The organism is Vibrio sp. 10N.261.46.A3 (assembly GCF_041472995.1).
GTDB classification, from domain to species: Bacteria; Pseudomonadota; Gammaproteobacteria; order Enterobacterales; family Vibrionaceae; genus Vibrio; species Vibrio coralliirubri.
On the sequence record NZ_JBFRRH010000104.1, the window covers coordinates 13,004 to 38,467 of the forward strand.

General features: G+C 44.1%; 20 protein-coding genes and 1 other annotated feature. Of the genes, 9 read left to right on the forward strand and 11 right to left on the reverse strand.

What is annotated here, in order from left to right; all coding sequences use genetic code 11:
* The first annotated feature begins 271 nt into the window (after positions 1–271).
* Positions 272–622: a DUF2799 domain-containing protein gene (locus AB4484_RS21340; RefSeq protein ID WP_017098352.1), complete on the forward strand. Its 351-nt coding sequence runs from the start codon at positions 272–274 to the stop codon at positions 620–622.
* Positions 623–890: 268 nt separating this feature from the next.
* Here the strand turns inward: AB4484_RS21340 and murQ are convergent, their stop codons facing one another.
* Together murQ and AB4484_RS21350 are read right to left on the reverse strand one after the other, a co-directional pair.
* Positions 891–1,811: an N-acetylmuramic acid 6-phosphate etherase gene (gene murQ / locus AB4484_RS21345; protein WP_048606806.1), complete on the reverse strand. Its 921-nt coding sequence runs from the start codon at positions 1,809–1,811 to the stop codon at positions 891–893.
* 45 nt (positions 1,812–1,856) lie between these two features.
* Complete coding sequence (locus tag AB4484_RS21350; protein WP_372080294.1) at positions 1,857–2,972, reverse strand: anhydro-N-acetylmuramic acid kinase; 1,116 nt, start codon at positions 2,970–2,972, stop codon at positions 1,857–1,859.
* 121 nt (positions 2,973–3,093) lie between these two features.
* Between AB4484_RS21350 and nagZ the strand changes: the two genes are divergently transcribed.
* The 3 genes from nagZ (at position 3,094) to tyrA (ending at position 6,649) form a co-directional block, all read left to right on the forward strand.
* Positions 3,094–4,083, forward strand: coding sequence for a beta-N-acetylhexosaminidase (gene nagZ, locus AB4484_RS21355; protein WP_050644335.1), 990 nt, complete (start codon positions 3,094–3,096; stop codon positions 4,081–4,083).
* Positions 4,084–4,329: 246 nt separating this feature from the next.
* Positions 4,330–5,403, forward strand: coding sequence for a 3-deoxy-7-phosphoheptulonate synthase (locus tag AB4484_RS21360; RefSeq protein WP_017059354.1), 1,074 nt, complete (start codon positions 4,330–4,332; stop codon positions 5,401–5,403).
* A gap of 118 nt (positions 5,404–5,521) precedes the next feature.
* The gene (gene tyrA, locus AB4484_RS21365; protein WP_372080296.1) at positions 5,522–6,649 is read left to right on the forward strand and encodes a bifunctional chorismate mutase/prephenate dehydrogenase; all 1,128 of its coding nucleotides are present in this window, start codon (positions 5,522–5,524) and stop codon (positions 6,647–6,649) included.
* Positions 6,650–6,809: 160 nt separating this feature from the next.
* Here tyrA and AB4484_RS21370 read toward each other — a convergent pair whose 3' ends face one another.
* From AB4484_RS21370 to ettA, 3 genes are all read right to left on the reverse strand, one after another.
* The gene (locus tag AB4484_RS21370; RefSeq protein ID WP_372080298.1) at positions 6,810–7,820 is read right to left on the reverse strand and encodes a M23 family metallopeptidase; all 1,011 of its coding nucleotides are present in this window, start codon (positions 7,818–7,820) and stop codon (positions 6,810–6,812) included.
* Between the two features lie 49 nt (positions 7,821–7,869).
* Entirely contained in the window at positions 7,870–8,238 is a 369-nt protein-coding gene (locus AB4484_RS21375) for a PilZ domain-containing protein (RefSeq protein WP_372080300.1), read from the reverse strand.
* A gap of 90 nt (positions 8,239–8,328) precedes the next feature.
* A complete protein-coding gene (gene ettA, locus AB4484_RS21380; protein WP_017056147.1) occupies positions 8,329–9,996 on the reverse strand; it encodes an energy-dependent translational throttle protein EttA in 1,668 nt (555 codons plus the stop codon).
* Between the two features lie 263 nt (positions 9,997–10,259).
* Here ettA and AB4484_RS21385 point away from each other — a divergent pair, with 263 nt between their 5' ends.
* Positions 10,260–12,209, forward strand: a complete 1,950-nt coding sequence (locus tag AB4484_RS21385; RefSeq protein ID WP_372080302.1) for a transglycosylase SLT domain-containing protein — start codon at positions 10,260–10,262, stop codon at positions 12,207–12,209.
* Between the two features lie 172 nt (positions 12,210–12,381).
* Entirely contained in the window at positions 12,382–12,675 is a 294-nt protein-coding gene (gene trpR / locus AB4484_RS21390; protein WP_048615039.1) for a trp operon repressor, read from the forward strand.
* Positions 12,676–12,794: 119 nt separating this feature from the next.
* On the opposite strand, the gene yjjX is transcribed toward trpR, so the two are convergent.
* The 6 genes from yjjX to AB4484_RS21420 form a co-directional block, all read right to left on the reverse strand.
* On the reverse strand, positions 12,795–13,316 hold the full coding sequence (gene yjjX, locus AB4484_RS21395; protein ID WP_372080304.1) for an inosine/xanthosine triphosphatase: 522 nt from the start codon (positions 13,314–13,316) through the stop codon (positions 12,795–12,797).
* A complete protein-coding gene (locus tag AB4484_RS21400) occupies positions 13,279–15,657 on the reverse strand; it encodes a putative bifunctional diguanylate cyclase/phosphodiesterase (protein WP_372080306.1) in 2,379 nt (792 codons plus the stop codon). Before AB4484_RS21400 ends, yjjX begins: the two co-directional genes overlap by 38 nt.
* Positions 15,658–15,990: 333 nt before the next feature.
* A complete protein-coding gene (pheA, locus tag AB4484_RS21405; protein ID WP_048606831.1) occupies positions 15,991–17,166 on the reverse strand; it encodes a prephenate dehydratase in 1,176 nt (391 codons plus the stop codon).
* Between the two features lie 12 nt (positions 17,167–17,178).
* Positions 17,179–17,300, reverse strand: a sequence feature (Phe leader region).
* Between the two features lie 110 nt (positions 17,301–17,410).
* A complete protein-coding gene (gene hpf, locus AB4484_RS21410) occupies positions 17,411–17,746 on the reverse strand; it encodes a ribosome hibernation-promoting factor, HPF/YfiA family (RefSeq protein ID WP_004735034.1) in 336 nt (111 codons plus the stop codon).
* 424 nt (positions 17,747–18,170) lie between these two features.
* Positions 18,171–19,595 carry a lytic transglycosylase F gene (locus AB4484_RS21415; protein WP_321162974.1) on the reverse strand — a complete coding sequence of 475 codons (1,425 nt, stop codon included), beginning with the start codon at positions 19,593–19,595 and terminating at the stop codon, positions 18,171–18,173.
* Positions 19,596–19,735: 140 nt separating this feature from the next.
* A complete protein-coding gene (locus AB4484_RS21420) occupies positions 19,736–20,464 on the reverse strand; it encodes an outer membrane protein assembly factor BamD (protein ID WP_017059363.1) in 729 nt (242 codons plus the stop codon).
* Positions 20,465–20,601: 137 nt separating this feature from the next.
* Here AB4484_RS21420 and rluD point away from each other — a divergent pair, with 137 nt between their 5' ends.
* From rluD to clpB, 3 genes are all read left to right on the forward strand, one after another.
* Positions 20,602–21,576: a 23S rRNA pseudouridine(1911/1915/1917) synthase RluD gene (gene rluD, locus AB4484_RS21425; protein WP_059021462.1), complete on the forward strand. Its 975-nt coding sequence runs from the start codon at positions 20,602–20,604 to the stop codon at positions 21,574–21,576.
* Between the two features lie 2 nt (positions 21,577–21,578).
* Complete coding sequence (gene pgeF / locus AB4484_RS21430; protein WP_372080307.1) at positions 21,579–22,319, forward strand: peptidoglycan editing factor PgeF; 741 nt, start codon at positions 21,579–21,581, stop codon at positions 22,317–22,319.
* A 142-nt stretch (positions 22,320–22,461) separates the two neighbouring features.
* Positions 22,462–25,035, forward strand: coding sequence for an ATP-dependent chaperone ClpB (gene clpB / locus AB4484_RS21435; RefSeq protein WP_372080309.1), 2,574 nt, complete (start codon positions 22,462–22,464; stop codon positions 25,033–25,035).
* Positions 25,036–25,464 lie beyond the last annotated feature (429 nt).

The following is a 25,464-nucleotide window of genomic DNA, read 5'->3' on the forward strand; positions in this document are numbered from 1 at the left end:
GAAACTTCCGCTATGAGAGTGAGTGGTCGAATAGTCAATTAAGTGGTGTTATAACTGATTGAGTGGTTTGCTACGTTTGTAGAGCGGTTGGTTATTCGTGTTGAGAAGTGCCTTACTTCTGACAAGTGGTGACTTATCAGCTTTAAGCGGTCACCAATAGATATCAGTGGCAGATAGCAGACATAAGTGGACATCAGCCAGTGTTCAGCGGAGAATTACCACAAAGGCAGCGCTTCGTCAGGAAGTGGCTAGGTAAATATAAAGGACTGAAATGAAAAAAATAATCGCACTATTCGCCGTGGCATTTAGCCTTGCAGGATGCAGCGCCAATGTTCAAGATTTAGCAGCTGAAGGCAATTGGCAAGAGATTGGCTATCGTGATGGTATCAAAGGCCACACTCAGCGTTCGTATTCAGAGATGACTGAGCTTGGCGCAGTCGATCAAGCGAGTTACACAGAAGGTTATCACCTAGGTGTGACTGAATATTGTAATCCGAACCATGCTTATCAGATTGGTTTATCTGGTCAGGTGTATGAAGGCGTGTGTTCTGGTACGGAAGACGCTCAACGTTTCCGTATGGAATGGCAACGCGGCTGGGACGAGTTCTCAAACGACTATTAAGCCCAAGCTAGCGATAAAAAATTAAAACTAAAAAAAGACCAGTACCGCGTGTGTGCTGGTCTTTTTGTATGCCGCGAGAGTAACGCTCACAACAGTATAATACCAATCGTAGTAAATAACTGGTCATCCTAGCTGGTTAAAACACTCGATAACATCGTTAGAAATTTTGATTGTAGAATAACTACTTATCGAAAATTTCTGCCTTGTTCTCAAGCATTTTTCCTGCGCTATTTATGAGCACTTACTTACTGTGATTGGTATCAGCAGATTACTGATTATTCTCAACCGCTTTTCTCAAGAAACCATTTTGCTTATCAAGCTGAGCCTTGGCCAATTCTAAATCTAGCCCTGTTAGAATCATCAAAATAGATAACTTCACATCGTAATCAGTCGTTTTAAGTGTCGAAACTGCCAGAGCTTTGTCGCACTCCGTTGCTTGGATAACGATACGAGCAGCGCGGGCAACCAACTTTTCATTGGTCGCTTTTACGTCGACCATCAGATTTTGGTAGCTCTTACCGATACGAATCATGCTGGCTGTGGTCAGCATATTAAGCACCAACTTTTGCGCCGTACCTGATTTGAGTCGTGTTGAACCTGTTAATGCTTCTGGGCCAACCACCGGGCTAATTGCGATTTGAGCGACTTCAGCAATTGGAGAGTCAGGGTTACAAGACAATGCAACCGTTACTGCGCCAAGCTGATTGGCATAGTTGAGTGCACCAATCACGTAAGGTGTACGACCGCTCGCAGCAATGCCCACCACGACATCATTTTCTGAAAACTGAATCGCTTTCAGATCTTCAATACCGAGAGTCAGCGAGTCTTCTGCACCTTCTTTGGCTTTTAAAATCGCCTCTGGTCCGCCAGCAATTAGGCCGATAACCATCTTGTCTGAGACGCCGAAAGTCGGTGGGCATTCTGAGGCGTCTAACACACCTAATCGACCACTGGTGCCTGCGCCCATATAAATCAGTCGACCACCGTTTTGAAATGCATGAGCAATTTTATCTACCGCTTTCGCGATCTGTGGCAGTTCAGCTTCAATCGCCAGTGGGACTTGCTTGTCTTGTTGGTTAATCTTTTCAACCACTTCGAGAGAGGTGAGCAGATCAATATCCATAGTATCAGGGTTTCTCCCCTCCGAAACGAGGTGCGAGAGCGCTGATATGAGAGCGTCGTTACTCATAATGATCCTTAAATGGTGATTCTAAAATGATGGTTCTAAAGTTGTTCAGTCAGCACGATAGAGAACGCCTAGAGAGGCAGCTCTGCTTGCGCCAGTCACTTCTGGTAAATTGCTTGGCAGTTGATGAATATGACGTTGAGCAAGCCACGCAAAAGCCATCGCTTCCATGTAATCGGCATCCACGCCTTTACTGGTGGTTGAATCAACATCCCAACTTGGAAGCAGTTCAGACAGTCTCTTCATCAACAATGGATTTCGTGTACCACCGCCACACACATACAGTGCAGGCTGGTTACCCAAGCGATAAGTCTCCACTTCATTGGCTATCGTCAATGCGGTGTATTCACAAAGCGTGCGCTGAACATCTTCTACTGCAAGATCTTTAAATTCTGTTAATTGTTGCTCTAGCCAAGGTAGGTTGAATAGTTCTCTGCCGGTGCTTTTCGGTGGCATTTGAGATAGATAAGATTCATTTAGCAACTGTTTGAGCAAGGCTTGATTGAGTTGGCCTTTAAGCGCAAATTGCGCATCACGGTCAAACTTCTCGCCTATATGTTTATCAACCCAAGCGTCCATCAACATATTGCCCGGGCCAGTATCATAACCAAGTGTTGGCTGATTTGGGCGGAGCACTGAAATATTCGAGATACCACCAATATTTAACACCACAACCGAGCTGTCTTGCGGGTGGAAAATCGTATGGTGGAAAGCAGGGACTAATGGCGCACCTTGTCCGCCTAACGCCATGTCTTTACGTCTGAAATCGGCAACCGTTTGAATCTGTGTTTTAGCGGCAATGATGTTGGCATCACCCAACTGCATGGTAAATGGAGATTCGCCGCTTGGCTGGTGGAATACCGTTTGACCATGATTACCAATCGCAGTCACAGAAGATGCAGGTGTACCTGACTTTTCGAGATGTTGCAAAACCGCATCAGCAAACAGATGGCCAAGCTGGTGGTCGAGTTCGCCAATAGCAATCAAATCGGTTTTCTGACCAATACAGACTTCAAGCAGGCGCGCTTTGAGGTCATCAGGCATTGGAAACTCATCATGAGCAAGCAATGTGATGCGCGTATCTTCAATCGACACTAAGGCCGTATCAACACCGTCCATGCTCGTCCCTGACATCACACCGATATACAGTTCTTTATGATCCATTCCTAAGCTCTTGCACTGCATTCTTAAAGTCTTCCACAGATTGGTTTAAAAACATTGTAAAGCAAATTTAAAGAGAATAATCTCGGGAAGTTTATGAAATTAGGTTTAATAAGGGATAAATATGGGACCGTTGTGGGTTGATGTTGCAGGCTACGAGCTGACAGCTGAAGACAGAGAAATTTTGGAGCACCCAACTGTTGGTGGTCTCATCTTATTTGCTCGAAACTACCACGATAGCAAACAGCTATCGGCGTTAAACAAAGAGATCCGCAAGGTAGCGAAACGTCCTATTTTGATTGGTGTTGACCAAGAAGGTGGCCGAGTTCAGCGCTTCCGCGATGGCTTTTCAATTATCCCAGCTGCTCAGGAATTTGCGACCAAGAATAATGGCGAACAGTTAGCAGAACAAGCGGGTTGGTTGATGGCGGCAGAATTGATTGCCCATGATATCGATCTGAGCTTTGCGCCAGTATTAGACAAAGGCTACGACTGTAAAGCGATTGGTAGCCGAGCGTTTGGTGAAGATATTGATACCATTGTTCGTCATAGCAGCGCTTTCATCAAAGGCATGAAGTCGGTTGGCATGGCGACGACAGGCAAGCACTTCCCTGGACACGGTGGCGTGATTGCTGACTCACACTTAGAGACGCCATATGACCCTAGAGACGATATCTTTGAAACCGACATGGCAATCTTTAAGGCGCAAATTGAAGCTGGAATATTGGATGCCATGATGCCAGCTCACGTGGTTTTCTCTCACTATGATGATCAACCAGCGAGCGGTTCACAGTATTGGCTACAAAAAGTATTGAAGCAGCAGCTTGGATTCAAAGGCTTGGTGTTCTCCGACGATTTAACGATGGAAGGCGCTGCCATAATGGGCGGACCAGCCGACAGAGCGAAAGCGGCTTTGAATGCAGGTTGTGACATGGTGTTGATGTGTAATAAACGAGATGCACAAATTGAAGCTCTGGATCACTTAGCGATTCAAGAGGTGCCTTTAGCCAACTCATTGCTTAAAAAACACAGCTTTGATTTGTCGACACTTCACTCGGATGCTAGGTGGAAAGAGACCTCAGAGACGATTAAGCGAATGCTAGGTAGTGAGTGATAAATAAACACATAATAATTTTAGATAAGGCGATATGATAAATATCGCCTTTTTTGTATGTGTGATCCGTGGTTTAAACCTATTTACCTCTTAGAGTGAGTTAAAGTTAATGTGTAAATATTAATTTACATCGAATGTTTTTTATTGTTTACACTTGCAATCGTTTTTTTAGCTGTTATTGTGTTTTTAAAGATTGTTAGCCCAAATGGAAATGTTGGGTGTAAAAATAAATATACAGGTTGAGTTATGCAGAAAAGTGAATTAAGCAATGTCAATATCATCGACGAACAGGTACTGATTACTCCTGAGGAGTTAAAAGCAAAACTGCCTTTGAGTGATAATGCTCGTCGTTTCATTCAAGAGTCTCGTCAAACTATCGCAAACATCATTCATAAGAAAGATCATCGCATGCTTGTTGTATGTGGCCCATGTTCTATCCATGACATTGAAGCTGCGAAAGAGTACGCGAAACGCCTTAAAGCCTTATCTGAGCAACTTAGCGATCAACTGTATATTGTTATGCGTGTTTACTTTGAGAAACCTCGTACCACTGTCGGTTGGAAAGGTTTGATCAATGACCCTCATCTAGACGGCACTTTCGATATTGAGCATGGTCTGCATGTTGGCCGTGAGCTACTTGTTGAACTCGCTGAGATGGAAATCCCACTAGCGACTGAAGCATTAGATCCAATCAGCCCGCAATACCTAGCAGATACCTTCAGTTGGGCGGCAATTGGCGCTCGTACGACTGAATCTCAAACTCACCGTGAGATGGCAAGTGGTCTTTCAATGCCAATCGGTTTTAAAAACGGTACAGATGGCAACCTAGGCACTGCAATCAATGCAATGCAGGCGGCTTCTTCTAGCCACCGTTTCATGGGTATCAGCCGCGAAGGTCAAGTTGCACTACTAACAACGCAAGGTAACCCAAATGGTCACGTGATTTTACGTGGCGGTAAGCAGACGAACTACGATTCAGTATCGGTACACGAATGTGAGCAAGAGCTGGGTAAATCTGGTTTAGAGGCCGCGCTAATGGTCGACTGTAGCCACGCGAACTCTCGTAAAGATTTCCGTCGCCAACCTTTAGTTGCAGAAGATGTGATTCACCAAATTCGTGAAGGCAACAAGTCGATTATCGGCCTGATGATTGAAAGCCATATTAACGAAGGAAACCAATCTTCGGATATACCTCTCAATGAGATGAAATACGGCGTTTCTATTACCGACGCGTGTATCAATTGGGATTCAACTGAGGCACTATTGAAACATGCACATACGGAATTAGTCCCGTTCTTAGAGAACCGCTTGAAAGGTTAGTCAGAGTTTTAAATTTAAGTGCCTCATCTAATGGGGCATTTTAAGATCTGTTGCTAGCGAACCTGCGTGATTGTGGGCTTATAGATTGGCACGGGCTTATAGATTAGTAAGGAATAAAATGGCCGTTGAACTGAACGAATTACGCGACCAAATCGATGCTGTCGATAAACAAATGTTGGATTTACTGGCTCAACGCCTTGCTCTAGTAGAGAAAGTAGGCGAAGTAAAAAGTGAACATGGTTTACCTATTTATGTACCAGAACGTGAAGCTGCGATGCTGGCATCTCGTCGTCAAGAAGCCGAGAAAATAGGGGTTCCACCACAGTTAATCGAAGATATTTTGCGTCGTACTATGCGTGAGTCTTATGCCAGTGAGAAAGATTCTGGCTTTAAGTGTCTTAACCCAGAGTTACGTTCAGTGGTTATCGTTGGTGGTAATGGTCAACTTGGTGGCTTGTTTGGTCGTATGTTCAAACTGTCTGGCTACGAAGTGAAGATCCTCGGCAGCCAAGATTGGGATAAGGCCGACGAAATCTTAGATAATGCTGGGCTTGTGGTTGTTACGGTTCCAATTCACCTAACGGAAGGTGTGATTGCGAAACTAGGTAACCTACCAAGCGATTGTATTCTATGTGATTTGACGTCAATTAAATCTAAACCTCTGCAAGCAATGATGAACATGCACCGAGGCCCAGTGGTTGGATTGCACCCAATGTTTGGCCCTGATGTTCCAAGCCTTGCGAAACAAGTGATTGTTTACAGTGATGGCCGTGGTGCTGAAAGCTACCAATGGCTACTGAATCAATTTGGTATTTGGGGCGCGAGTCTTTGCCAGATGGATGCAGCTGAACACGATCACGGCATGACATTAATTCAAGCACTTCGTCACTTCACCTCTTTTGCTTACGGCTTACACCTGAGTAAAGAGAACCCGAACATTGATCAACTTCTGAAGCTAAGCTCGCCAATCTACCGACTTGAGATTGCGATGGTTGGTCGTTTGTTTGCTCAAGACCCGAACTTGTACGGTGATATCATTCTGTCTTCGGATGAGAATATTGAGATGATTCGACGCTTCCATAGCTGTTTCGGAGAAGCGTTAGAAATCCTAGATGGCAAAGATAAGGCTAAATTTGTTGACAGCTTCAACCAAGTGAGTGATTGGTTTGGTGACTACTCACAACAATTCTTGCAAGAGAGCCAAAGTCTTCTAAAACAAGCACATGACTCGATTCATCGTGGTTAATACGATTTGAAATCATAAAAAAGAGCGACCATCTGGTCGCTCTTTTTGTTTGTACTGAACGCTATGAAAGTATTTGGCCTACAGTAGGCTAAAAGCAATTAGATCATCATAGGCCAAATCAACAGCTCTTAGCCCTTAACAACTAGCTAGCTATTAACAACTAGTTAGTCGTAATAGGCTTCTTACTCTCTTCACTCGATACGGTGTCGATGGTCGAGCTAATGTAAGGCACGTTAGTCAGGTTGATCTGCAAGCGAACCACATTATCAATCAGTTGAACCAGTGGGCCCCACTTAACCTTTTTCTCTTTCTCGAACACGTAGTTGAAGTTTTCAGGCGTCCAATCCATCAAGTATTGAGGGTTCAGTGAACGACCAAGGAAGCGTACTTCATAATGCAAGTGTGGGCCGGTTGAGTTACCTGAATTACCGCAGCTCGCGATGACATCGCCTTTACTCACAAACTGACCGCTACGTACCTTGAACTTCTGTAGGTGCGCATAAGAACTCATGAAACCAAACGAGTGACGCATAGTAATAAAGTTGCCGAAGCCTTTTTTACTTGGGCGTACTGTTTCAATGACTCCATCTGCGGGCGCGACAATATCTTCACCACGCTTACACGTTAAATCGATACCAGTATGTACATGGCGTTTCCCTGAAATAGGGTTAGTGCGGCTACCATAAGAAGAAGAGATACGTTGATAAGCCATCGGACTGTCGTTTGGAATCAAGCGGAACATTGTGGCTCTTACTGCTGAATCGACTGCAGCCGCATCAATGCGATCTTCTAAAGAAATATCATCGGTAAGCAGTTCTTCATCAGCAAGACCCAGTACTGATTCCACATCGAATACACGCTTACCAAGTAGCTGAATCGTGCCTTCTTTCTCGGTCAGTGTTTGCGATAGCGAATGGTTGGTTTCTACTTGCTCAGCATAAAGAAACTCAGTTTGTTCTTTTTCAACAATCAGCGTTTCAATCAACTGTTGGGCATCACCCGCTTGTAGCGCGAGTTCTTGTTTACTCTCTAAGTGCATGTACGCCGCTCCGCCAATTAATAGCGGTACTGAAAAAATGGCAGTAGTGCAAATGAGCACAGCCTTACGGCCGAAGTAAAACGTCTGTTCCCCCTGACTAGAGGGAATAGTAATGGATAGTTTTTTAGACATGGTTCTGTATTAACTAAATGCTTCTAATAGAAAAAGGGTAATGGAGATGTCACTCACTACCTAAGTCGGTAAGGTGTTCAATCTCTCTATAAAGCAGTTCATCGTCGCCAACATTAAGCTCTACAAGACGCTTAAGGTGGCTGATACTATCAATATCTAAATGCTCTATGCGTAAACGCATTGAGGTATTGATGGTAGAGACTATCGTTGCTTCTAACTGAATATTGATATCACTGTTTTCGAGTTTAAAGCTCACTTGAACAGAGACATCATGGCTAAGTTGTTTTGATTCATTGCATTGAATGAGTAAACCATGGAGTGATAAGTCTTGCACTGAGCCTGATACATTTACGTGTCCTTGTGAGATCTCAGTCGGGACTTGATAAATAACTCGTGAAAATTGACGTCTTTCAACCATAAGTAATCTCTCTATATCGATGCATTACACGTAAGCCAGATATATCAAAGGCCGCTATTATCGCGGCCTTTGTTCAAAATACAAGCTTATTTACTTAGCTATACGCTTGTACTTGATACGGTGCGGTTCTGCCGCTTGTGCGCCTAGAGTCTGCTTAAGCCACTCAGTGTACTCAGTATAGTTACCTTCGTAGAAGTTAACTTGACCTTCATCACGGTAGTCTAAGATATGGGTCGCAATACGGTCAAGGAACCAACGGTCATGCGAGATAACCATTGCACAGCCAGGGAATTCAAGCAGTGCTTCTTCAAGAGCACGTAGCGTTTCAACGTCAAGGTCGTTGGTAGGCTCATCGAGTAGCAGTACGTTACCGCCCGCTTTTAGCAGTTTCGCTAAGTGAACACGGTTACGTTCACCACCAGAAAGCTCACCGATGATCTTCTGTTGGTCGTTGCCTTTAAAGTTGAAACGAGAACAGTAAGCACGCGCAGGGATTTCGAAGTTGTTGATCTTAATGATATCAGCGCCTTCAGAGATCTCTTGGAATACTGTCTTAGTGTCGTCCATGCTGTCACGGAACTGATCAACAGAAGCAAGTTTAACGGTTTCGCCTAGTTCAACTGTACCTGAATCTGGCTGTTCTGCGCCGCTTAGCATCTTGAATAGTGTTGATTTACCTGCACCGTTGGCACCAACGATACCGACGATAGCGCCCTTAGGCATGCTGAACGATAGGTCGTCGATAAGAACGCGATCGCCAAACGATTTAGTTAGGTTGTTCACTTCAAGAACTTTGTCACCTAGACGCTCACCTGGCGGGATGAACAGTTCGTTGGTTTCGTTACGCTTCTGGTATTGGCCAGTCGTCAATTCTTCAAAACGAGCCATACGAGCTTTAGACTTAGCTTGACGGCCTTTAGGGTTTTGACGAACCCATTCAAGTTCTTTTTCGATTGTCTTTTGACGTGCGCTTTCGCCCGCTTTTTCTTGCTTAAGACGCTCGTCTTTTTGCTCTAGCCAAGACGTGTAGTTACCTTCCCATGGGATACCTTCACCACGGTCAAGCTCTAGAATCCAGCCAGCTGCGTTGTCTAGGAAGTAACGGTCGTGGGTAATCGCCACAACTGTACCACTGTAATCAACTAGGAAGTGCTCAAGCCATGCTACTGATTCTGCATCCAAGTGGTTGGTTGGTTCATCAAGAAGCAGCATGTCTGGCTTTTCAAGAAGTAGACGACAGATAGCAACACGACGACGCTCACCACCTGATAGGAATTCAATTTTCGCATCCCACTCTGGAAGACGAAGTGCATCAGCAGCACGCTCTAGAGCTGTCTCTAGGTTGTGACCGTCTTTTGCTTGAATCAGTGCTTCTAGTTCGCCTTGCTCTTTAGCCAGTGCATCGAAATCTGCATCTGGTTCTGCGTAAGCTGCGTAAACCGCATCGATACGCTTAAGTGCGTCCGCAACGTCAGAAACCGCTTCTTCTACGATTTCACGAACCGTTTTTGATTCGTCTAGTACTGGTTCTTGCGGTAGGTAACCTACTTTAAGGCCTTGTTGTGCACGTGCTTCACCATCAATATCAGTATCAATACCAGCCATGATACGTAGTAGGGTAGATTTACCTGAACCATTTAGACCCAAAACACCGATTTTAGCGCCAGGAAAAAAGCTAAGAGAAATGTCTTTAAGAATTTGACGCTTAGGTGGAACAGTTTTGCTCACCCGAGACATGGTATATACGTATTCAGCCATTGCCGATCGATCCTAATTATTGTTCAAAATTGTCTGCTATTTTATACCAATATCCTCAAAGATGTTACTCCTAGGACAGAAAAGCCACTCTTGAACCAATCCTTACCTATTATTGTCACATTGGTCATTAAAACTATATTTAATAGGCTTCTGAGGCGAAGTGTTAAATATTAATAATATTTACACTCAAATCCTTTACATTTGATGTGATGTCGGGCGTAAATAGACTTCACGTATTCATACACGCACTAAGGAAAGAGCGAATGTTTTTCCGCATTGGTAATACGAAAATTGCTGTGGCTGCATCGGCAATTTTGTCTTCGGTTTCACTGGCTCCGGTCGCTATGGCTAGCAATGCCTCCGAGCTTGAAATGCAGCGTGACGTTTATGATAGAGCGCAAGAGGTTTTAGATAACCGTGACCTAAAAGCTTACTCCGCGTTACGTAACAAAATTCAAACATACCCTTTAACACCTTATACCGATTATCGTGCCTTTTTATTAGGTTTAGGTGAACGTACGCCAGCAGAGGTCGATGCTTTCATTGAAGAGAACAAGGCATTGCCTTTCTCCAATCGAATGCGCGCACCTTATTTGGACTCATTGGCTTCTCAAAAACAGTGGAAGACGATCCTTGAGTTTCAAACCAAAGAGCCTGTTGGTGAAAAATACCAATGTATTTATTATCGAGCGCATTACGAGCAAGGTAACCAAGAGCTTGCCTTTAAAGGAGCTAAACAACTTTGGTTGAGTGGCAGTGGTGTTGATGACGCTTGTGACCCTTTATTTAAAAGCTGGGCTCAAGCTGGGCTAAGAACTGATGAGCTGATTCTGGATAGAATGCTGCTAGCGTTCGAGGGCCGTAACGGTAAGTTAATGAGCTATCTGATTAAGCAATTGGATCATGATGAGTCAATTGCTCAAGCGAAGCAGATGAAGACGTTGTACAACAAGCCTGAAAATGTACTCGCGTTTGCTAAAAAACACCCAGCGAATGAATTCTACCAAGCTCAAACCGAGTTTGCTTTCGAGAAGCTAGCAAGGAAATCATCAAGCAGTGCTCAAAAGGTGTTTGATGATGTCATCAAGGCTCAGAAGTTTTCGAAAGAGAAATCTCAAGAGCTAGCCGATTACCTAACGTTTCGTCTAATCAACACCGACTCTGAAGCGTTGATGGTGTGGCGAGACAAAATGCTCGCGAGTTCATCAAAGCAAGTTCTGCTGGAGCGACGTGCTCGCTTAGCGATTCAACATGCCGATTGGACGGGTTTGAAAGAGTGGATAGCGCGCTTGGATGATAAACATCAGGCTTCGCTTCGTTGGCAATATTGGCAGGGCAGAGCTGAAATCGCCACGGGCGATACTGACAAAGGCAATAAGCGACTGTCAGATATCTTGGGTCAGCGTAATTTCTACAGTGTGGCTGCGGCTAAGCAGCTAGGTAAGCCAGTTCAATATCCAACATCGACACTTAAATACAATGCTGAAACAGTGAAGCCATTCGACACCTCTTTAGTGCGTATTGGCGAACTGATTGACCGAGATAAAATTGCGGCAGCGAAGAGTGAATGGCGCTGGTTATTAACTAATGCAGACAAAGACCAAAAAGCGATGCTTGCGGCTCATGCTGCGACACAGCGATGGAATCACTTTACCGTAACAGCGAGTATCTCTGCGAAGATGTGGGATAACATTGCGCTGCGCTTCCCTGTTGCTCATAAGTGGTGGTTTAACTTCTACGCTGAAAAGCACGATCTCGATCCAATCACTTTGATGTCTTTAGCAAGACAAGAGAGTGCGATGGATTCAGAGGCTCGTTCTCCAGTTGGCGCGCGTGGCATCATGCAAATTATGCCCAAGACGGCGCAATACACGGCGAACAAACACAAGATTAAGTATCAGGGCAGCGATGATCTTTATGATGTCGGCAAGAACATTGAGATTGGCAGTCACTACTTAGATGGTTTACTCGCTCAATATGATGACAACCGTATCTTTGCGTTTGCGGCTTATAATGCAGGACCTAGCCGTGTGAAACAGTGGCGTTCACGCAGCGATGAAAAGCTCGATGCCTTTGCATTTATCGAAATGATCCCATTCAAAGAGACTCGCGGTTACGTCCAGAATATCTTGATGTTTGAGACCTACTATCGAGATATCTTGGGTGAGAAAGGGACGTTTTTAGCGCCCCATGAGGCAAAAACGAAATACTAAGCCTTCGGCATTTGGCCCGAAACTGAGTAAGAATAAAGGCAGTGAGTGCGAACCATTTCCACTTACTGCCTTTTTACATTGGATCGCATCAAGTGTTTCGGTATAAAGTGTTAAACGCTTTCAATCGTTAAGCGACTCTTTAAAGTCAGAATTTAAAAGTAAGTGTAGAGATATGGCATCACAACCTGAATATGATAATTGGCAACAACTGATGGACTTGGTAAAGACGGCTGTCGAAAAAGATCAGCACGAGCTGTTGTTGACCATGATGATGACACCAGACGAGCGAGATGCTCTGGTTGCTCGAATTAATATCTTCTGTGAGCTGATGAAAGGCGATATGTCTCAACGTCAGGTGAGTCAAATGCTGGGCGTAGGCGTCGCGACGATAACCAGAGGCTCAAATGAGCTAAAGGCCAAATCTGAACAAGAGAAGGCAGTGATCGCCGACCTGTTGCTAAAGTAATAACGGAATTAAGCTATCACTGAATAGTGAGAATACGAATTCGATAAAAACGCTAACTGAATGTTAGCGTTTTTTTGTTTCTGAAGATTATTCTCTGAGCTTCGAAATTTAACGAAGTACTAAATAGGAAAGTGCTCAGGATTCACAAATGGGATCAGAGCTAAAATTAAAGCCTGGTGGTAGACAGAACTGCGCGACAGTTGGTTATGTGTCAGTAGGCCAATGGCACCACCTTTCTGCTTGATATTATCGGTACCAAACACTTCATCCATCACATCCCCTAACTCGTTTGCATGCGCTAGTTTCTCAAGCACGGCTGGTGGCAGCATCAGGCTTGCTGAACGAGACTCGCCACGTTGACCATTCGCTTCGATCACCATCCAAGCAAAGGTAACGTTTGTTTCTATTCCCGCTTCTAGACCAACATAGAAGTCTGCATCAGGCTGAGCTTGAGTTGCATTGTGAACACGATTCACGGCACCTTGATAGGTTTCGTCATTGCTCATCGGTTGATCGGCGACACCACTAGGGACGCTGATGCCTTTGAAATCAAATTCAGTATCAGGAAAAGCAGATAAGAACGCACTTTTAACGGCGTTAATTTTAGCTGGGTTCAGCGATGCGATGATTACAGATTTCATGTGTCGGATTCTTTTTGTTGTCGATTAGATTGAGTTGATGTTGTCGGTACCAGTCACTCAACTCTTCTAGTGGCATAGGTTTACCAAAGTAATAGCCTTGCAGCATATCGCACTGTGCATCCTGTAACCACTGGTGCATGCCTTGAGTTTCAATCCCTTCGGCGGTGACCTTTTTCCCCTGAGCATGACACAACCCGATAACCGGTTTTACGATGTTCTGGTTATCGGTCTCAATTAAGGTATCCAAAAACGCTTTATCCAATTTAATTTTCTGAGTTGGATACTGCACCAGTTGAGTGATGGAGGTGTAACCGGAACCAAAATCATCAATCGCCAGTCGATAGCCCATGCATGACAGTTCGTTCAGCAATGGAAAACCTTCTGAATTTGAGTAAAAGGTTTCAGTGATTTCAAAATCGATCAGGCTTGGTGGAATTCGATTTAACTCCGCGTGTTCTTTAATGAAACCCGCAAGGTGAGTGGTTTCAATGCCAGCAGAAGATAAGTTGATCGACAATTGAATCGAGTGATCAAATTGAGCCTGAAGTCGATGGAATGAAGCAAACGCATTCTGTATTACCCAGCGGTCAACATGTTCGAACAGCCCGGTTTGTTCGGCTATTGGAATGAACTCATCCGGTGGAACCAAACCAAGTTGCTTTGAATTCCAACGTAATAACACCTCAACGCCAATAACATCAGTCCCGGTAGAATCCATGTAGGGCATGTAAACGAGCCTGAATTCATCATCAAAATTCTTACCTCTAAGCGCACGTTCAATATCTGCTTGGCGCTGAATGGCTTTGTCTAAATCCCGTGAATAGTCAGCAAATTGGTTTTTACCGGCACGCTTGGCTTGGTACATCGCAGTATCTGCGTTGGAGAGTAGCTTCTCGATTGAGTTGCCATCATTGGGGTAGGTCGCAATACCAATACTGACCGTGATCGGGAAGCTGCCTGATTCGGTGATGAAGCCTTTTTGCAGTGGAGTCAGTAAATCATTCGAGAATCGATGTGCGACATTTCCTCGGTGACTAGGAGCGTTAATGTAGACAACGAACTCGTCTCCAGAAAGTCGGGCTGGCATACAATGAGCGTCGAACTCCGCTTTATAGTGACGACAAATATCTGAAATACGCTGAGCAAAAGAGACCAGAATCGAGTCGCCGATTTGATGTCCGTATTTGTCGTTCACAAACTTGAAGTTGTCCAAGTCAAAATAGAGAACCCAGGTTTCGGTATTGGAACTCGGTTTTGGCAACGATTGCTGAACGAAGGTTTGAAACTGATGCCTATTGGCTATTTGGGTTAACTGATCATTTTCGGCCAAGAGTTTGGTTTGCTGGTAGGTGTTGTCTAGCTCTTGGTACATGTCATAAAAACGCTGTGATAGGCGGCCAAGCTCGTCACGAGTGCCTAAGCGTTCAATGTTCTTACGTTGTTTCTTTTCGACTTGCTGTAGCTGTCGATCGAGTCGTGTTATTGGAGTAATCACAGTGCGAGACAGAAGCATGAGTAGCAGAGCGACAGTTACAAACGCAGACAGTGCAAATGACAAACTCAGCTTGTTCCAAATCGAATCGAGCTTGTTTTCTAACAGGAATTGCGCCGGATCGACCGTGGCGTACAGTTCTGGTGCAAGCTTGACTGAGTGGGTGACATCATTTTCCAATGAAACCGCTATGGATGTGAAGAACAAACTGGTTTGGTAGTCGAACTCTATTTGTTTTCTCAGCGCATTAAACTTGTCGAGAGAGACAGAGACAACAATAAAGAACACATCGTCGGGTTGATTGCTTGCGGTTGGGAAAATCGCTTTTCTATCTACCTTGTCGTAGTGAACCAACATCCCTTCGCCTTGGGAGTTTTGAATATAGTTGGTACTCGATGTTGCTAGGGTATCTTGATAGTGCTGGTCAACGTACTCCAATATCTTACTGTCAATCTGAGTGCGTGAGTCGTTGCTATTATCCGCGTAGTAACGCAGTTTTCGATCACCATTAAGAAGTGCTAAAGCTGTATAGCTTTCATCGTCATCTTGCAGGAAATGTATGGCTTCTCGAAGGTTACTGACCAGTTCAAGATCGCGAGATAGATTTTGATCAGTGAGAAAATAACGCTTCACCATATCACTCTGGGTCAAGGTGTAAGAGTAGCTATTGAGGAACGAACGAGATTGGCGAAAGTATCCGGCTAGTTTTTCCATGTTCAGCTGAAGTGCGTTGTCTTCGCGTTTGATGAAGCTACTTTTCTGTGTCGAATAAATAATATAGCTAGAAGCCGCGGTACTGATCAGTATCACAGGGGCTATCAGTAGTAAGATTTTAGTACTTAGCTTCATAGTTAATGACAACACTATTTATAATTTAAGCGCGTAAGTTTATGTTACTTAATGCTTACTCGCTATTAATTACACGTAGTTCGATGATTTCCTGTGAAGGGGGTAAGGTTTTGTCTTTATTGATAAAAAAGCTATTAATGAGTTTTTTGTTAGAAAGGCGTAAGCAGTGGAGCGAGTGTGCGTGCCGAATGTGCGAAACAAGTGAATTGTTTCTCAGGCATGCTAGGGTAAGTGTTCTTAGCTCGAATAGTATTCGGCTAGAGGGTGATTTAAGTATTTGGCCTACTGTAGGCCAAATACTTATGTTAGCTAAAAGCTGATACTCGCTCTCAGCTATGACAACTTAACTTGAGTCGCTTTGATGTTCTCACTTGGGTAGCAACCCAATACTTTCAGGTGGCGAGTAATGGCGGTTAGTTCCGTTATCGCTTGCTGCATATTATCTGAATCCAGATGCGCCTCTAAATCGACATAGAACATCTCTTCCCAAGGGTTACCCATGATAGGACGAGATTCTAGCTTGGTCATGTTGATGCCTAAGCGTTGCAGGATTAGTAGTGTCTCTACCAAAGAGCCCGCCTCTTGAGATGTCGACATGATGAGCGTCGTTTTCGCTGGTATTTGAGTTGATACTTCAACAGGTTTACGCGCCACAACAATGAAACGAGTGTGGTTTTCTGTTTGGTTTGCAATGTTGCCTTGGATTGGCTGAAGCCCATAAAGCTTGCCGCTCGATGCATTACCAATAGCAGCTACGTCGTTACCACCCAGTTCTTTAACCTTTTTCATTGCATCAGCGGTGCTTGCGCAAGACTCAAGGCTGACACCTTTAAGGCGGCTCAAGAACTCACTGCATTGTTGATGAGGTTGTGGGTGCGAGTAGAGCGTTTTGATGTCTTCTAATCGGATATCACTCTTAGCAAGGAGGCAGTGCTCAATCGGTTGAGAAAGTTCGCCAACAATGTATAGAGTCGTATGCTGTAGCAGGTCGTAGACCTCGTTAATTGACCCTGAACTGGTGTTCTCAATAGGTAGGACACCGTAGTCGGCATGGCCAGACTCTACTGTTGATGTGACTTCTTTGAAGTGATTACAGTTCAGCTCAATCAACTCCATATTCTTGCGGCTGAAGTATTCGCGGCTCGCAAGGTGAGAATATGATCCCTTAGAGCCTAAGAATGCAACGCGAGCCAATGGTTTGCGGCTTTGCGGGTTCGCTAGGTTTTGTAAATATGACTGCTGTAGTAAAACGGAATCTTCGATGATGGTGTGAAACAGCTTGGTAATGTATTGCGCATCCAATTCGTATTTATCTTTGCCATTGTTGATCAGCTTAACTAATAGTTGTTGCTCTCGTACTGCATCACGAACTGGTTTTGATGTCTCTACTTTGCTTTTAGCGACTTCGATACTTAGCTTGCGACGCTCCGAAAGTAACTTCAGGAGTTCGTCGTCTAAATCATTAAGACGAAGGCGGATATCATCCAGTGAAATTGAGCGGTCAGTCATAAATGTGTCCTTATAAAAAAGCCTCCCTAGTGTGGGAGGCTTCTTGTTCGTTTTTGACTTGTTTTTCTAAAACGACTTAGCCTCCGATTTACGGAAGAAAAAAGAAGTCAAAAATAAACAAAGATTGAGTGTGCATAAAAAGTGATTGTTTTATGAATGTTTAAACACAATAAGCAAGCGAGCTACGAGCGTCAAGCAAAAAAATAGCGCCCTGAGGCGCTATTTTTTAATCTATTCTCTTTCCTTATTCTACTTCAGCTTCTAGCTCTTCGATTTCAGGCTTTTCAGCGCGGCGCGCTTCTGGTTTATGGCGTAGCTTGTTGAGTTGACGCTCTAGTTTTTGTTCTACTTCGTTAATCGCTACGTAGAGGTCGTCATGAATTGATGAAGCAACAAGTTGGCCTTTTGGTACGGTTAGAACCGCTTCAAACTTCTTCTTCTTGTTTGGTTCTTCGCTAAAGCTCGCTTGGCAGCCAATGATGTCTACTTGCCATTTATCCAGCTTTTTAAATTTGCTTTCTATGTGATCACGGATTGCAGAGGTAATGTCGATGTTTTTACCAGTGATGTTCATTTTCATAGAAGTTTTCCTCTGTTGTATCCCTCATGGGTTAACTTCAGATTACGACTTTTAGGAATAAAGAATGTGATCTAGATCTTGTTTTGGTTGGGTGGGATAAGCATTAAAATCAAATGTGATCTTACGCAAGTCTTAGTGTCTTTTTGGCGAAAAATGCTTGTTATCCTTATGAAAAACGATAACTTGGAGGCAAGGCTTCGCTAAAAATTAAATCAGTTTTTAGGGGCGCCCTACAGCCTATGGAAAGTGCTTGATTGAAATTTACTCAATAGTGTTTTGTGATATAGGTCTCGCGATCTAGATCGCTACGTAAGCTTCTTCAGAATTAGATAAACAAAAGCCGCATAAGTATTCTTACGCGGCTTTTGTGTTTTTTAGCTTTACCTAATACCTTTGGCTCCCCAGCTCTGGGGTTGAGGCGATCCTAATCGTTAGTGTTCAGTAATCTCGCTGTGCCGTCCTCTCGGATAGCATTGATAGCTTGTAATTGTTTATAGATTACGAAGTAACGATTGATGTTGGCAACATAGGTTACGGGTTCTTTACTCACGTATTTGCGAGTGATGATTTCTACGTTTTTAAACCAGATGTTTGGGTTGTAACCTTTCTGCTTGGCAATGCGCCTCATCTTTCTGATCTTAGCGGGGCCTGCGTTGTAAGAAGCCAAAGTGAAGTAGATTTGATTGTCCGGTGATATTGCTGGGTCGTCAAAATATCGGTCTTTGATAAAGCGCATATACTTAACACCCGCATGGATGTTGTTATCCACCTTATGGATGTTCTTGATGTTGACGTTTTTATCTTTGGCGGTACTCGGTAATACCTGCATCACACCAATAGCCCCGCGATGAGAAACCCGGCTCTGATCCAATCCTGATTCTTGGAAACCTTGAGCTGACATCATCAAAGGATCAAATTCATACTTGCTCGAATACTTTTCAAAGACATCTGAGAGTTTAGCCACTCGGTCTACTTTATTGGGGTTGAGTGCTCGGCCTAACCAGCGAGTATTGTCGATGTATTTCTGGTAGATGACGTTTCCAAGCAGGGTGCCTGTTCGTGCGGTCTTGACGTATTTGTTTATCTCTTTCTTCAGTTGAGGGCTGTCTTTTCTCAAAGCCCAAGCAATACGACCATTTTCTCGCAAAGGTAAGTCGTTATGGACTTGAATGTTATCCATTACATCGATCCAGAGCTTGGCTTTATGGTTATCTAGAATTGTACCTTGTATATAACCTTGGTTAACCAACTCTATCAGCTCGTAGTCTTGTAATGACTCCTCGATAAAGTGGACATGCAGTGGTGGTAAACCTAGTTCGTTAAGCTCCTTATTGACTCTTTGTACACTCTCGAAGTAACTCGAGCTTGCTCGTATCCACACCTCTTTGCCGCTCAATTGCTTGATTTCGGTGATAGGTTCGGCTTTTTTCCCTGTGATAATGAGTTCTTTACCATCTTTAATCATCGGATCTGAAAAATCGATGGTTCGTAGTCGTTTGTCGGTGATCGTTAGGTTAGCGACAGCGACATCACCATAGCCAGACTCTAGAGAGGGAAGTAGATCATCTCGTTGCACGGGGATGATTTGAACATTGAGATAGGGATGTTTCTTACGAAGGCTTTTCTCAAAGTGGTAGAGCATTTCTGCCACGATGCCTTTTGGCTTGCCATCCTCGATGTAATAGAAACCAAGATCGGCAGACACGAGCACTCTAACCGTTCCTTTAGTTTTGAGCACATCCAAGTCACCCATGTAAGGCTTATTGCTTAATGGGGACAGTTCTAATGCGTAGGATAAGTGGCTAAATAGCGATATCCAGATAAATAATAACAACCTACTCACATCCACACTCCATGTTGATGTTTTGTTAAAAGTTATCTTTTGAAGATACTGTGTATTATGCGATCCATCAAGTTTGCGGTATGTAGATGAAAAAAAGCGCGCTAGTAAATTAGCGCGCTTTTTGGATTGAGATGTAAGAAGTTTGATTAAGGTAGTGGGTTTAACTCAATCAACTTTTCTGTTCTTAACACTGCGTCATCTAGGCCGAGTTGTTGATAAGCTTTTAGCTGGATATCTAAAGACTTACGTGCAGCAATGGTGTCTGGGTAAGTTTTTTGCAGCTCTTGCGTTCTGTTGATCGCAGCAATCCAAGCTTCGCGGCGCAGGTAGAAATCAGCGGTTGCTAAGTCATACTCTGCTAGGCGGTTCTTAAGTGCGAACATGCGTTTTTGTGCATCTTCAGCATAAGGGCTACTAGGGAAACGTTCGAGTAGTCGCTTGAAGTCAGCAAACGCTAGCTTCACTGGTTCAGGATCTCGGTCACTACGGTCGATATTAAAAATATCGTGCATGAAGTTTCGGTCTTGCGCCATGTGCGTTAAGCCGCGCATGTAAAGAACCCAGTCTTGTTTCTCATGCGTTGGGTTCAAACGTAGGAAACGTGAGATGGTAGCGAGGCCAAGTGCCAAGTCATCATTTTTGTAGTAAGCGTAAATCAGATCGAGCTGTACTTGCTCAGAATAGGCGCCGAATGGGTAACGTGAGTCTAGGGCTTCTAGCTTTTCTATTGCTGAAAGCCAGCTACCGCTCTGCAGTGATTCTTGAGCGTCAGAGTAGAGAACCGATGGTGGTACATCTGGCACTATCTCTTCACTACTTGAACAACCAACCAAGAGTGATACGGCTAATAGACCCGATAAAGTAAGGTGTTTCATGTCAGGCGTCGATTCCTTGAATTAAATATTTCGTAAGCTTCCGTTACTTTCTAACCAGTAACAGATACAATGATGCAATTATTCTATTTTATCCATACTAATGGGTATTAGTCTCACGGTTTTTAAAAAAGTTCGATATGGCTCAGCAGATCACATTAACAGACACAGTAAAAAGCAGCCAGTTAGGTCAACGTTTAGACCAAGCTGTCGCTGAACTATTTACCGATTTTTCTCGCTCTCGCATTAAAGAGTGGCTTCTTGACGGCAAAATCCAAGTGGATGGCGAAGTTATTACTAAGCCACGCATTAAGGTTTTGGGCGGTGAAGAGATCATCTTGCAAGCTGAACTTGCAGATGAAGAGCGCTGGGAAGCACAAGATATTCCGTTAGACATTGTCTACGAAGATGATGACTTATTGGTTATCAATAAGCCTCGCGATCTGGTTGTACACCCTGGCGCAGGCACACCGGATGGAACCATACTAAACGCATTGCTTTTCCATTACCCACAGATTGCAGAAGTGCCTCGTGCAGGTATTGTGCACCGTCTTGATAAAGACACAACAGGCCTTATGGTTGTGGCTAAAACGGTTCCAGCTCAAACTCGTCTTGTGCGTGCGCTTGCTAAGCGTCGTATTACTCGTGAATATGAAGCAATTGCAATTGGCAAAATGACTGCGGGTGGTGTTGTTGAGAAAGGCATTAGCCGTCATGCAACTAAGCGTACCTTGATGGACGTTAATGAATTGGGTAAGCCTGCGGTAACTCACTACCGTGTTGCGGAGCACTTCCGCGAACATACTCGTATTCGTCTGCGTCTAGAAACGGGTCGTACTCACCAAATCCGTGTTCACATGTCATACCTTCAGCACCCGCTGCTAGGTGACGTTGCATACGGTGGCCGTGCTCGTATTCCCAAAGGTGCATCTGAAGAACTAACGACTATGATTCGTTCTTTTGATCGCCAAGCACTGCACGCCGTTATGCTTAAATTTGTTCACCCAATTACAGGTGAAGAAGTTGAGTTCCACGCTCCTGTGCCAAATGACATGGTTGTGATGGCTGAAGCGTTACGTGTTGATGCTCGCGAAAACTTGGAAGACGACATTTAATTATGTCGATGATCATCCCTAACTGGAATGCACCCAAAAACGTGAAAGCATTTGCTTCTACACGTTTTGATGGTTTTTCTACTGGTGCGTATCAAGGATTAAACCTAGGTACGCATGTTGGGGATGATGCTTCGCTTGTTGAAAACAACAGAGCCTGGCTCAAGCAACACGCTAATATGCCTGCAGCTCCGGTATGGCTAAATCAAACTCACTCAACAGATGTCGTTACGGTTTTACACCCTACGGCAGATATTCTTGATGCTGACGGTGCATTTACCACAGCTAAAGGTGTTGTCTGTTCTGCGATGACAGCCGATTGCTTACCTGTAATCCTTACTGATACCAAAGGCACTCAAGTTGCTGCTGTTCATGCTGGTTGGCGTGGTCTTGCTGGTGGAATTCTTGAAAATGCCGTCGCAAAGTTTTCAAACTTAGGTTCAGATAATAAGATCATTGCTTGGCTTGGTCCTTCAATAGGCAAGCAAGCCTTTGAAGTAGGTGATGATGTGTTGGAAGCTTTCGTTCGTTTTGACCCTCAAGCTAAACTCGCATTTGAAGCCAAAGCTGAACCAGGGAAATGGCTAGCGAATATGTCTCAGCTTGCAACGCAAAGACTGAACAAAGTTGGTGTCACTTCTGTGACAGACTCCAACCTATGTACCTTCGCTGATGCTGATGCGTTCTATTCTTATCGTCGTGATGGTATTACTGGACGCCAAGCTACTTTTATTTGGTTAGAGTAACCTTTAGCTAGTGCAACCAGTCATCCAGTTCATTTATATTTTTATATCAGCTCTATTCTTCATTCTTATCCCTTGAAAATCCCAGTTACCGTATCCATCTTCTAACCATAAGATAAACATATCTAAGAGTAGGAAGGTTGGCATGCGTCTCGATCGATTCACTAGTAAATTCCAAATTGCGATATCTGATGCTCAGTCGCTCGCATTAGGTCGTGATCACCAATATATAGAACCTGTGCACCTAATGGTGTCTTTGCTTAATCAAGATGGTAGTGCAATTCGTCCATTGCTCACCATGCTGAATATTGATGTGGTTCAATTGCGTTCTAAATTGAGCGAAATATTAGACCGAGTGCCTAAAGTAAGTGGCATCGGTGGTGACGTTCAGCTATCGAATGCGATGGGAACGCTGTTTAACCTGTGTGATAAGGTCGCGCAAAAGCGTCAAGACAGTTATATATCTTCAGAAGTATTCCTACTTGCTGCTATTGAAGACAAAGGTCCTTTAGGAAGCCTACTTAAAGAGCTAGGTCTTACTGAGCAAAAATTATCTCAAGCTATTGAACAAGTTCGCGGTGGTCAGAAGGTCGATGACCCGAATGCGGAAGATAGACGCCAAGCACTCGAGAAGTTCACCATTGATCTGACCGAAAGAGCAGAGCAAGGCAAGCTGGATCCTGTTATCGGCCGAGACGACGAAATCCGTCGCACTATCCAAGTACTTCAACGCCGCACCAAGAACAACCCTGTCATTATCGGTGAACCAGGTGTCGGTAAAACAGCGATAGTCGAAGGTTTAGCTCAGCGTATTATCAACAATGAAGTACCTGAAGGTTTGAGAGGCCGACGTGTCCTTTCGTTAGATATGGGCTCTTTGATTGCCGGTGCTAAATATCGTGGTGAATTTGAAGAACGTTTAAAATCAGTTCTTAACGAATTGTCGAAAGAAGAGGGCAACATCATTCTCTTCATCGATGAAATTCACACCATGGTAGGTGCGGGCAAAGGCGAAGGCTCTATGGATGCGGGTAATATGCTGAAACCAGCATTGGCTCGTGGTGAACTTCACTGTGTAGGTGCAACCACACTCGATGAATACCGCCAGTATATAGAGAAAGATCCTGCGTTAGAGCGTCGATTCCAAAAAGTGATAGTCGATGAGCCAACTGTGGAAGACACGGTTGCTATTCTTCGTGGTTTGAAAGAGCGCTATGAACTTCACCATCATGTAGAAATTACCGACCCTGCGATTGTCGCGGCGGCAACCTTATCCCATCGATATGTTTCTGATCGCCAATTGCCGGATAAGGCGATTGATCTGATTGATGAAGCGGCTTCGAGTATCCGTATGCAGATAGACTCAAAACCTGAGTCGCTAGATAAGCTCGAGCGTAAAATCATTCAATTGAAGATCGAGCAGCAAGCTCTTACTAATGAGAATGACGAAGCCAGTGAAAAACGCCTTCGAACATTGCAAGAAGAGCTTTCTGACAAAGAACGAGATTTCGCAGAGCTTGAAGAAGTGTGGAATGCAGAGAAAGCCGCGCTTTCTGGCACGCAACACATCAAGTCAGAGCTAGAGCAAGCCCGCATGGATATGGATTTTGCGAGACGTGCTGGTGATCTTAACCGAATGTCTGAATTGCAATACGGTCGAATCCCAGAATTAGAGAAGCAGTTAGATCTTGCAACTCAAGCTGAAATGCAAGAAATGACGCTACTGCGTAATAAGGTCACGGATGCAGAAATTGCAGACGTGCTATCGAAGCAAACAGGCATCCCTGTTTCTAAAATGCTAGAAGCTGAGAAAGAGAAGCTTCTTAAAATGGAAGGTGTTCTGCATAAGCGCGTTATTGGCCAAGCGGAAGCCGTCGAAGTGGTATCGAATGCGATTCGTCGTAGCCGTGCAGGTTTATCTGATCCGAATAAGCCGATTGGCTCTTTCTTATTCCTTGGTCCAACTGGCGTTGGTAAAACCGAGTTGTGTAAAACACTCGCGAACTTCATGTTTGATAGTGATGATGCAATGGTGCGTATCGACATGTCTGAATTTATGGAGAAACACTCTGTTGCTCGTTTGGTTGGTGCCCCTCCGGGTTACGTTGGATATGAAGAAGGTGGCTACTTAACAGAAGCGGTACGTCGCAAGCCTTACTCAGTGATTTTGCTCGATGAAGTAGAGAAAGCGCATCCGGATGTTTTCAATATCTTATTGCAGGTGCTTGATGATGGACGCTTAACCGATGGACAAGGTCGTACAGTTGATTTTAGAAACACGGTAGTGATCATGACATCCAACCTTGGCTCTTCGAGAATTCAAGAGAACTTCAATACGCTCGACTACCAAGGAATAAAGAATGAAGTGATGGAAGTGGTAGGTAAACATTTCCGTCCTGAGTTTTTGAACCGAGTTGATGAAAGCGTGGTGTTCCATCCATTGGGTCAAGAGCACATTCAGTCGATAGCCGCTATTCAGCTTGAGCACCTTAAGAAGCGAATGGAAGACAATGGTTATGAGCTTGAAGTTTCGGATAAAGCACTCAAGTTGATTTCTCAAGTTGGTTTTGATCCAGTATATGGTGCACGACCTTTGAAAAGAGCGATTCAACAAAGTGTCGAGAACCCGTTAGCGAAAGCGATATTGGCAGGAAAAATTAATCCAGATAAGAAAGTACAGCTATTAGTAAACAACGACCGCATTATTGCTCACCAATAGTTGAAGTAAGAACGGTAGGTACGATTGGCCGAAATTAAGGCTTGATCGTACCTATTTTGAACGCTTTGTGTGAATAGTGTTCGAACGGTCGCCCGTGGCGGCTTTTTTTTGTTTTTGGCCTTGTGCAAAGGATTATTCTCTCTATAATGCGCCTCCGTTGCCAAGGATAACCAAGCGGTTTGAACTGAGTAACAAGACGGTGATAAGCATTTAAGATGCTTTGAAAAATTAGCTGGAAAAAGTGTTTGACACTGGAATCCAATCCGCTAGAATGGCCGTCCACTTCGAGAGGCTCCTTACTAAAGGAACGCTCAACAAGTAAAGCTCTTTAACAATTTAAACCTATCAATCTGTGTGGGCACTCGTTGATGAATATCAAAACGTTTTATCGTTAGATAAAACAGATTCTTCGGAATCAAAATTGATTTC

What these genes read in the sequence shown, in the direction of transcription:
- AB4484_RS21400 (WP_372080306.1), bottom strand. Translation starts at nt 15,657, where the DNA reads ATGAAGCTAAGTACTAAAATCTTACTACTGATAGCCCCTGTGATACTG.
- ettA (WP_017056147.1), bottom strand. Translation starts at nt 9,996, where the DNA reads ATGGCTGAATACGTATATACCATGTCTCGGGTGAGCAAAACTGTTCCA.
- tyrA (WP_372080296.1), top strand. Translation starts at nt 5,522, where the DNA reads ATGGCCGTTGAACTGAACGAATTACGCGACCAAATCGATGCTGTCGAT.
- yjjX (WP_372080304.1), bottom strand. Translation starts at nt 13,316, where the DNA reads ATGAAATCTGTAATCATCGCATCGCTGAACCCAGCTAAAATTAACGCC.
- nagZ (WP_050644335.1), top strand. Translation starts at nt 3,094, where the DNA reads ATGGGACCGTTGTGGGTTGATGTTGCAGGCTACGAGCTGACAGCTGAA.
- AB4484_RS21360 (WP_017059354.1), top strand. Translation starts at nt 4,330, where the DNA reads ATGCAGAAAAGTGAATTAAGCAATGTCAATATCATCGACGAACAGGTA.
- murQ (WP_048606806.1), bottom strand. Translation starts at nt 1,811, where the DNA reads ATGAGTAACGACGCTCTCATATCAGCGCTCTCGCACCTCGTTTCGGAG.
- hpf (WP_004735034.1), bottom strand. Translation starts at nt 17,746, where the DNA reads ATGAAAATGAACATCACTGGTAAAAACATCGACATTACCTCTGCAATC.
- clpB (WP_372080309.1), top strand. Translation starts at nt 22,462, where the DNA reads ATGCGTCTCGATCGATTCACTAGTAAATTCCAAATTGCGATATCTGAT.
- AB4484_RS21375 (WP_372080300.1), bottom strand. Translation starts at nt 8,238, where the DNA reads ATGGTTGAAAGACGTCAATTTTCACGAGTTATTTATCAAGTCCCGACT.
- AB4484_RS21420 (WP_017059363.1), bottom strand. Translation starts at nt 20,464, where the DNA reads ATGAAACACCTTACTTTATCGGGTCTATTAGCCGTATCACTCTTGGTT.
- pgeF (WP_372080307.1), top strand. Translation starts at nt 21,579, where the DNA reads ATGTCGATGATCATCCCTAACTGGAATGCACCCAAAAACGTGAAAGCA.
- AB4484_RS21385 (WP_372080302.1), top strand. Translation starts at nt 10,260, where the DNA reads ATGTTTTTCCGCATTGGTAATACGAAAATTGCTGTGGCTGCATCGGCA.
- AB4484_RS21340 (WP_017098352.1), top strand. Translation starts at nt 272, where the DNA reads ATGAAAAAAATAATCGCACTATTCGCCGTGGCATTTAGCCTTGCAGGA.
- AB4484_RS21350 (WP_372080294.1), bottom strand. Translation starts at nt 2,972, where the DNA reads ATGGATCATAAAGAACTGTATATCGGTGTGATGTCAGGGACGAGCATG.
- rluD (WP_059021462.1), top strand. Translation starts at nt 20,602, where the DNA reads ATGGCTCAGCAGATCACATTAACAGACACAGTAAAAAGCAGCCAGTTA.
- trpR (WP_048615039.1), top strand. Translation starts at nt 12,382, where the DNA reads ATGGCATCACAACCTGAATATGATAATTGGCAACAACTGATGGACTTG.
- pheA (WP_048606831.1), bottom strand. Translation starts at nt 17,166, where the DNA reads ATGACTGACCGCTCAATTTCACTGGATGATATCCGCCTTCGTCTTAAT.
- AB4484_RS21370 (WP_372080298.1), bottom strand. Translation starts at nt 7,820, where the DNA reads ATGTCTAAAAAACTATCCATTACTATTCCCTCTAGTCAGGGGGAACAG.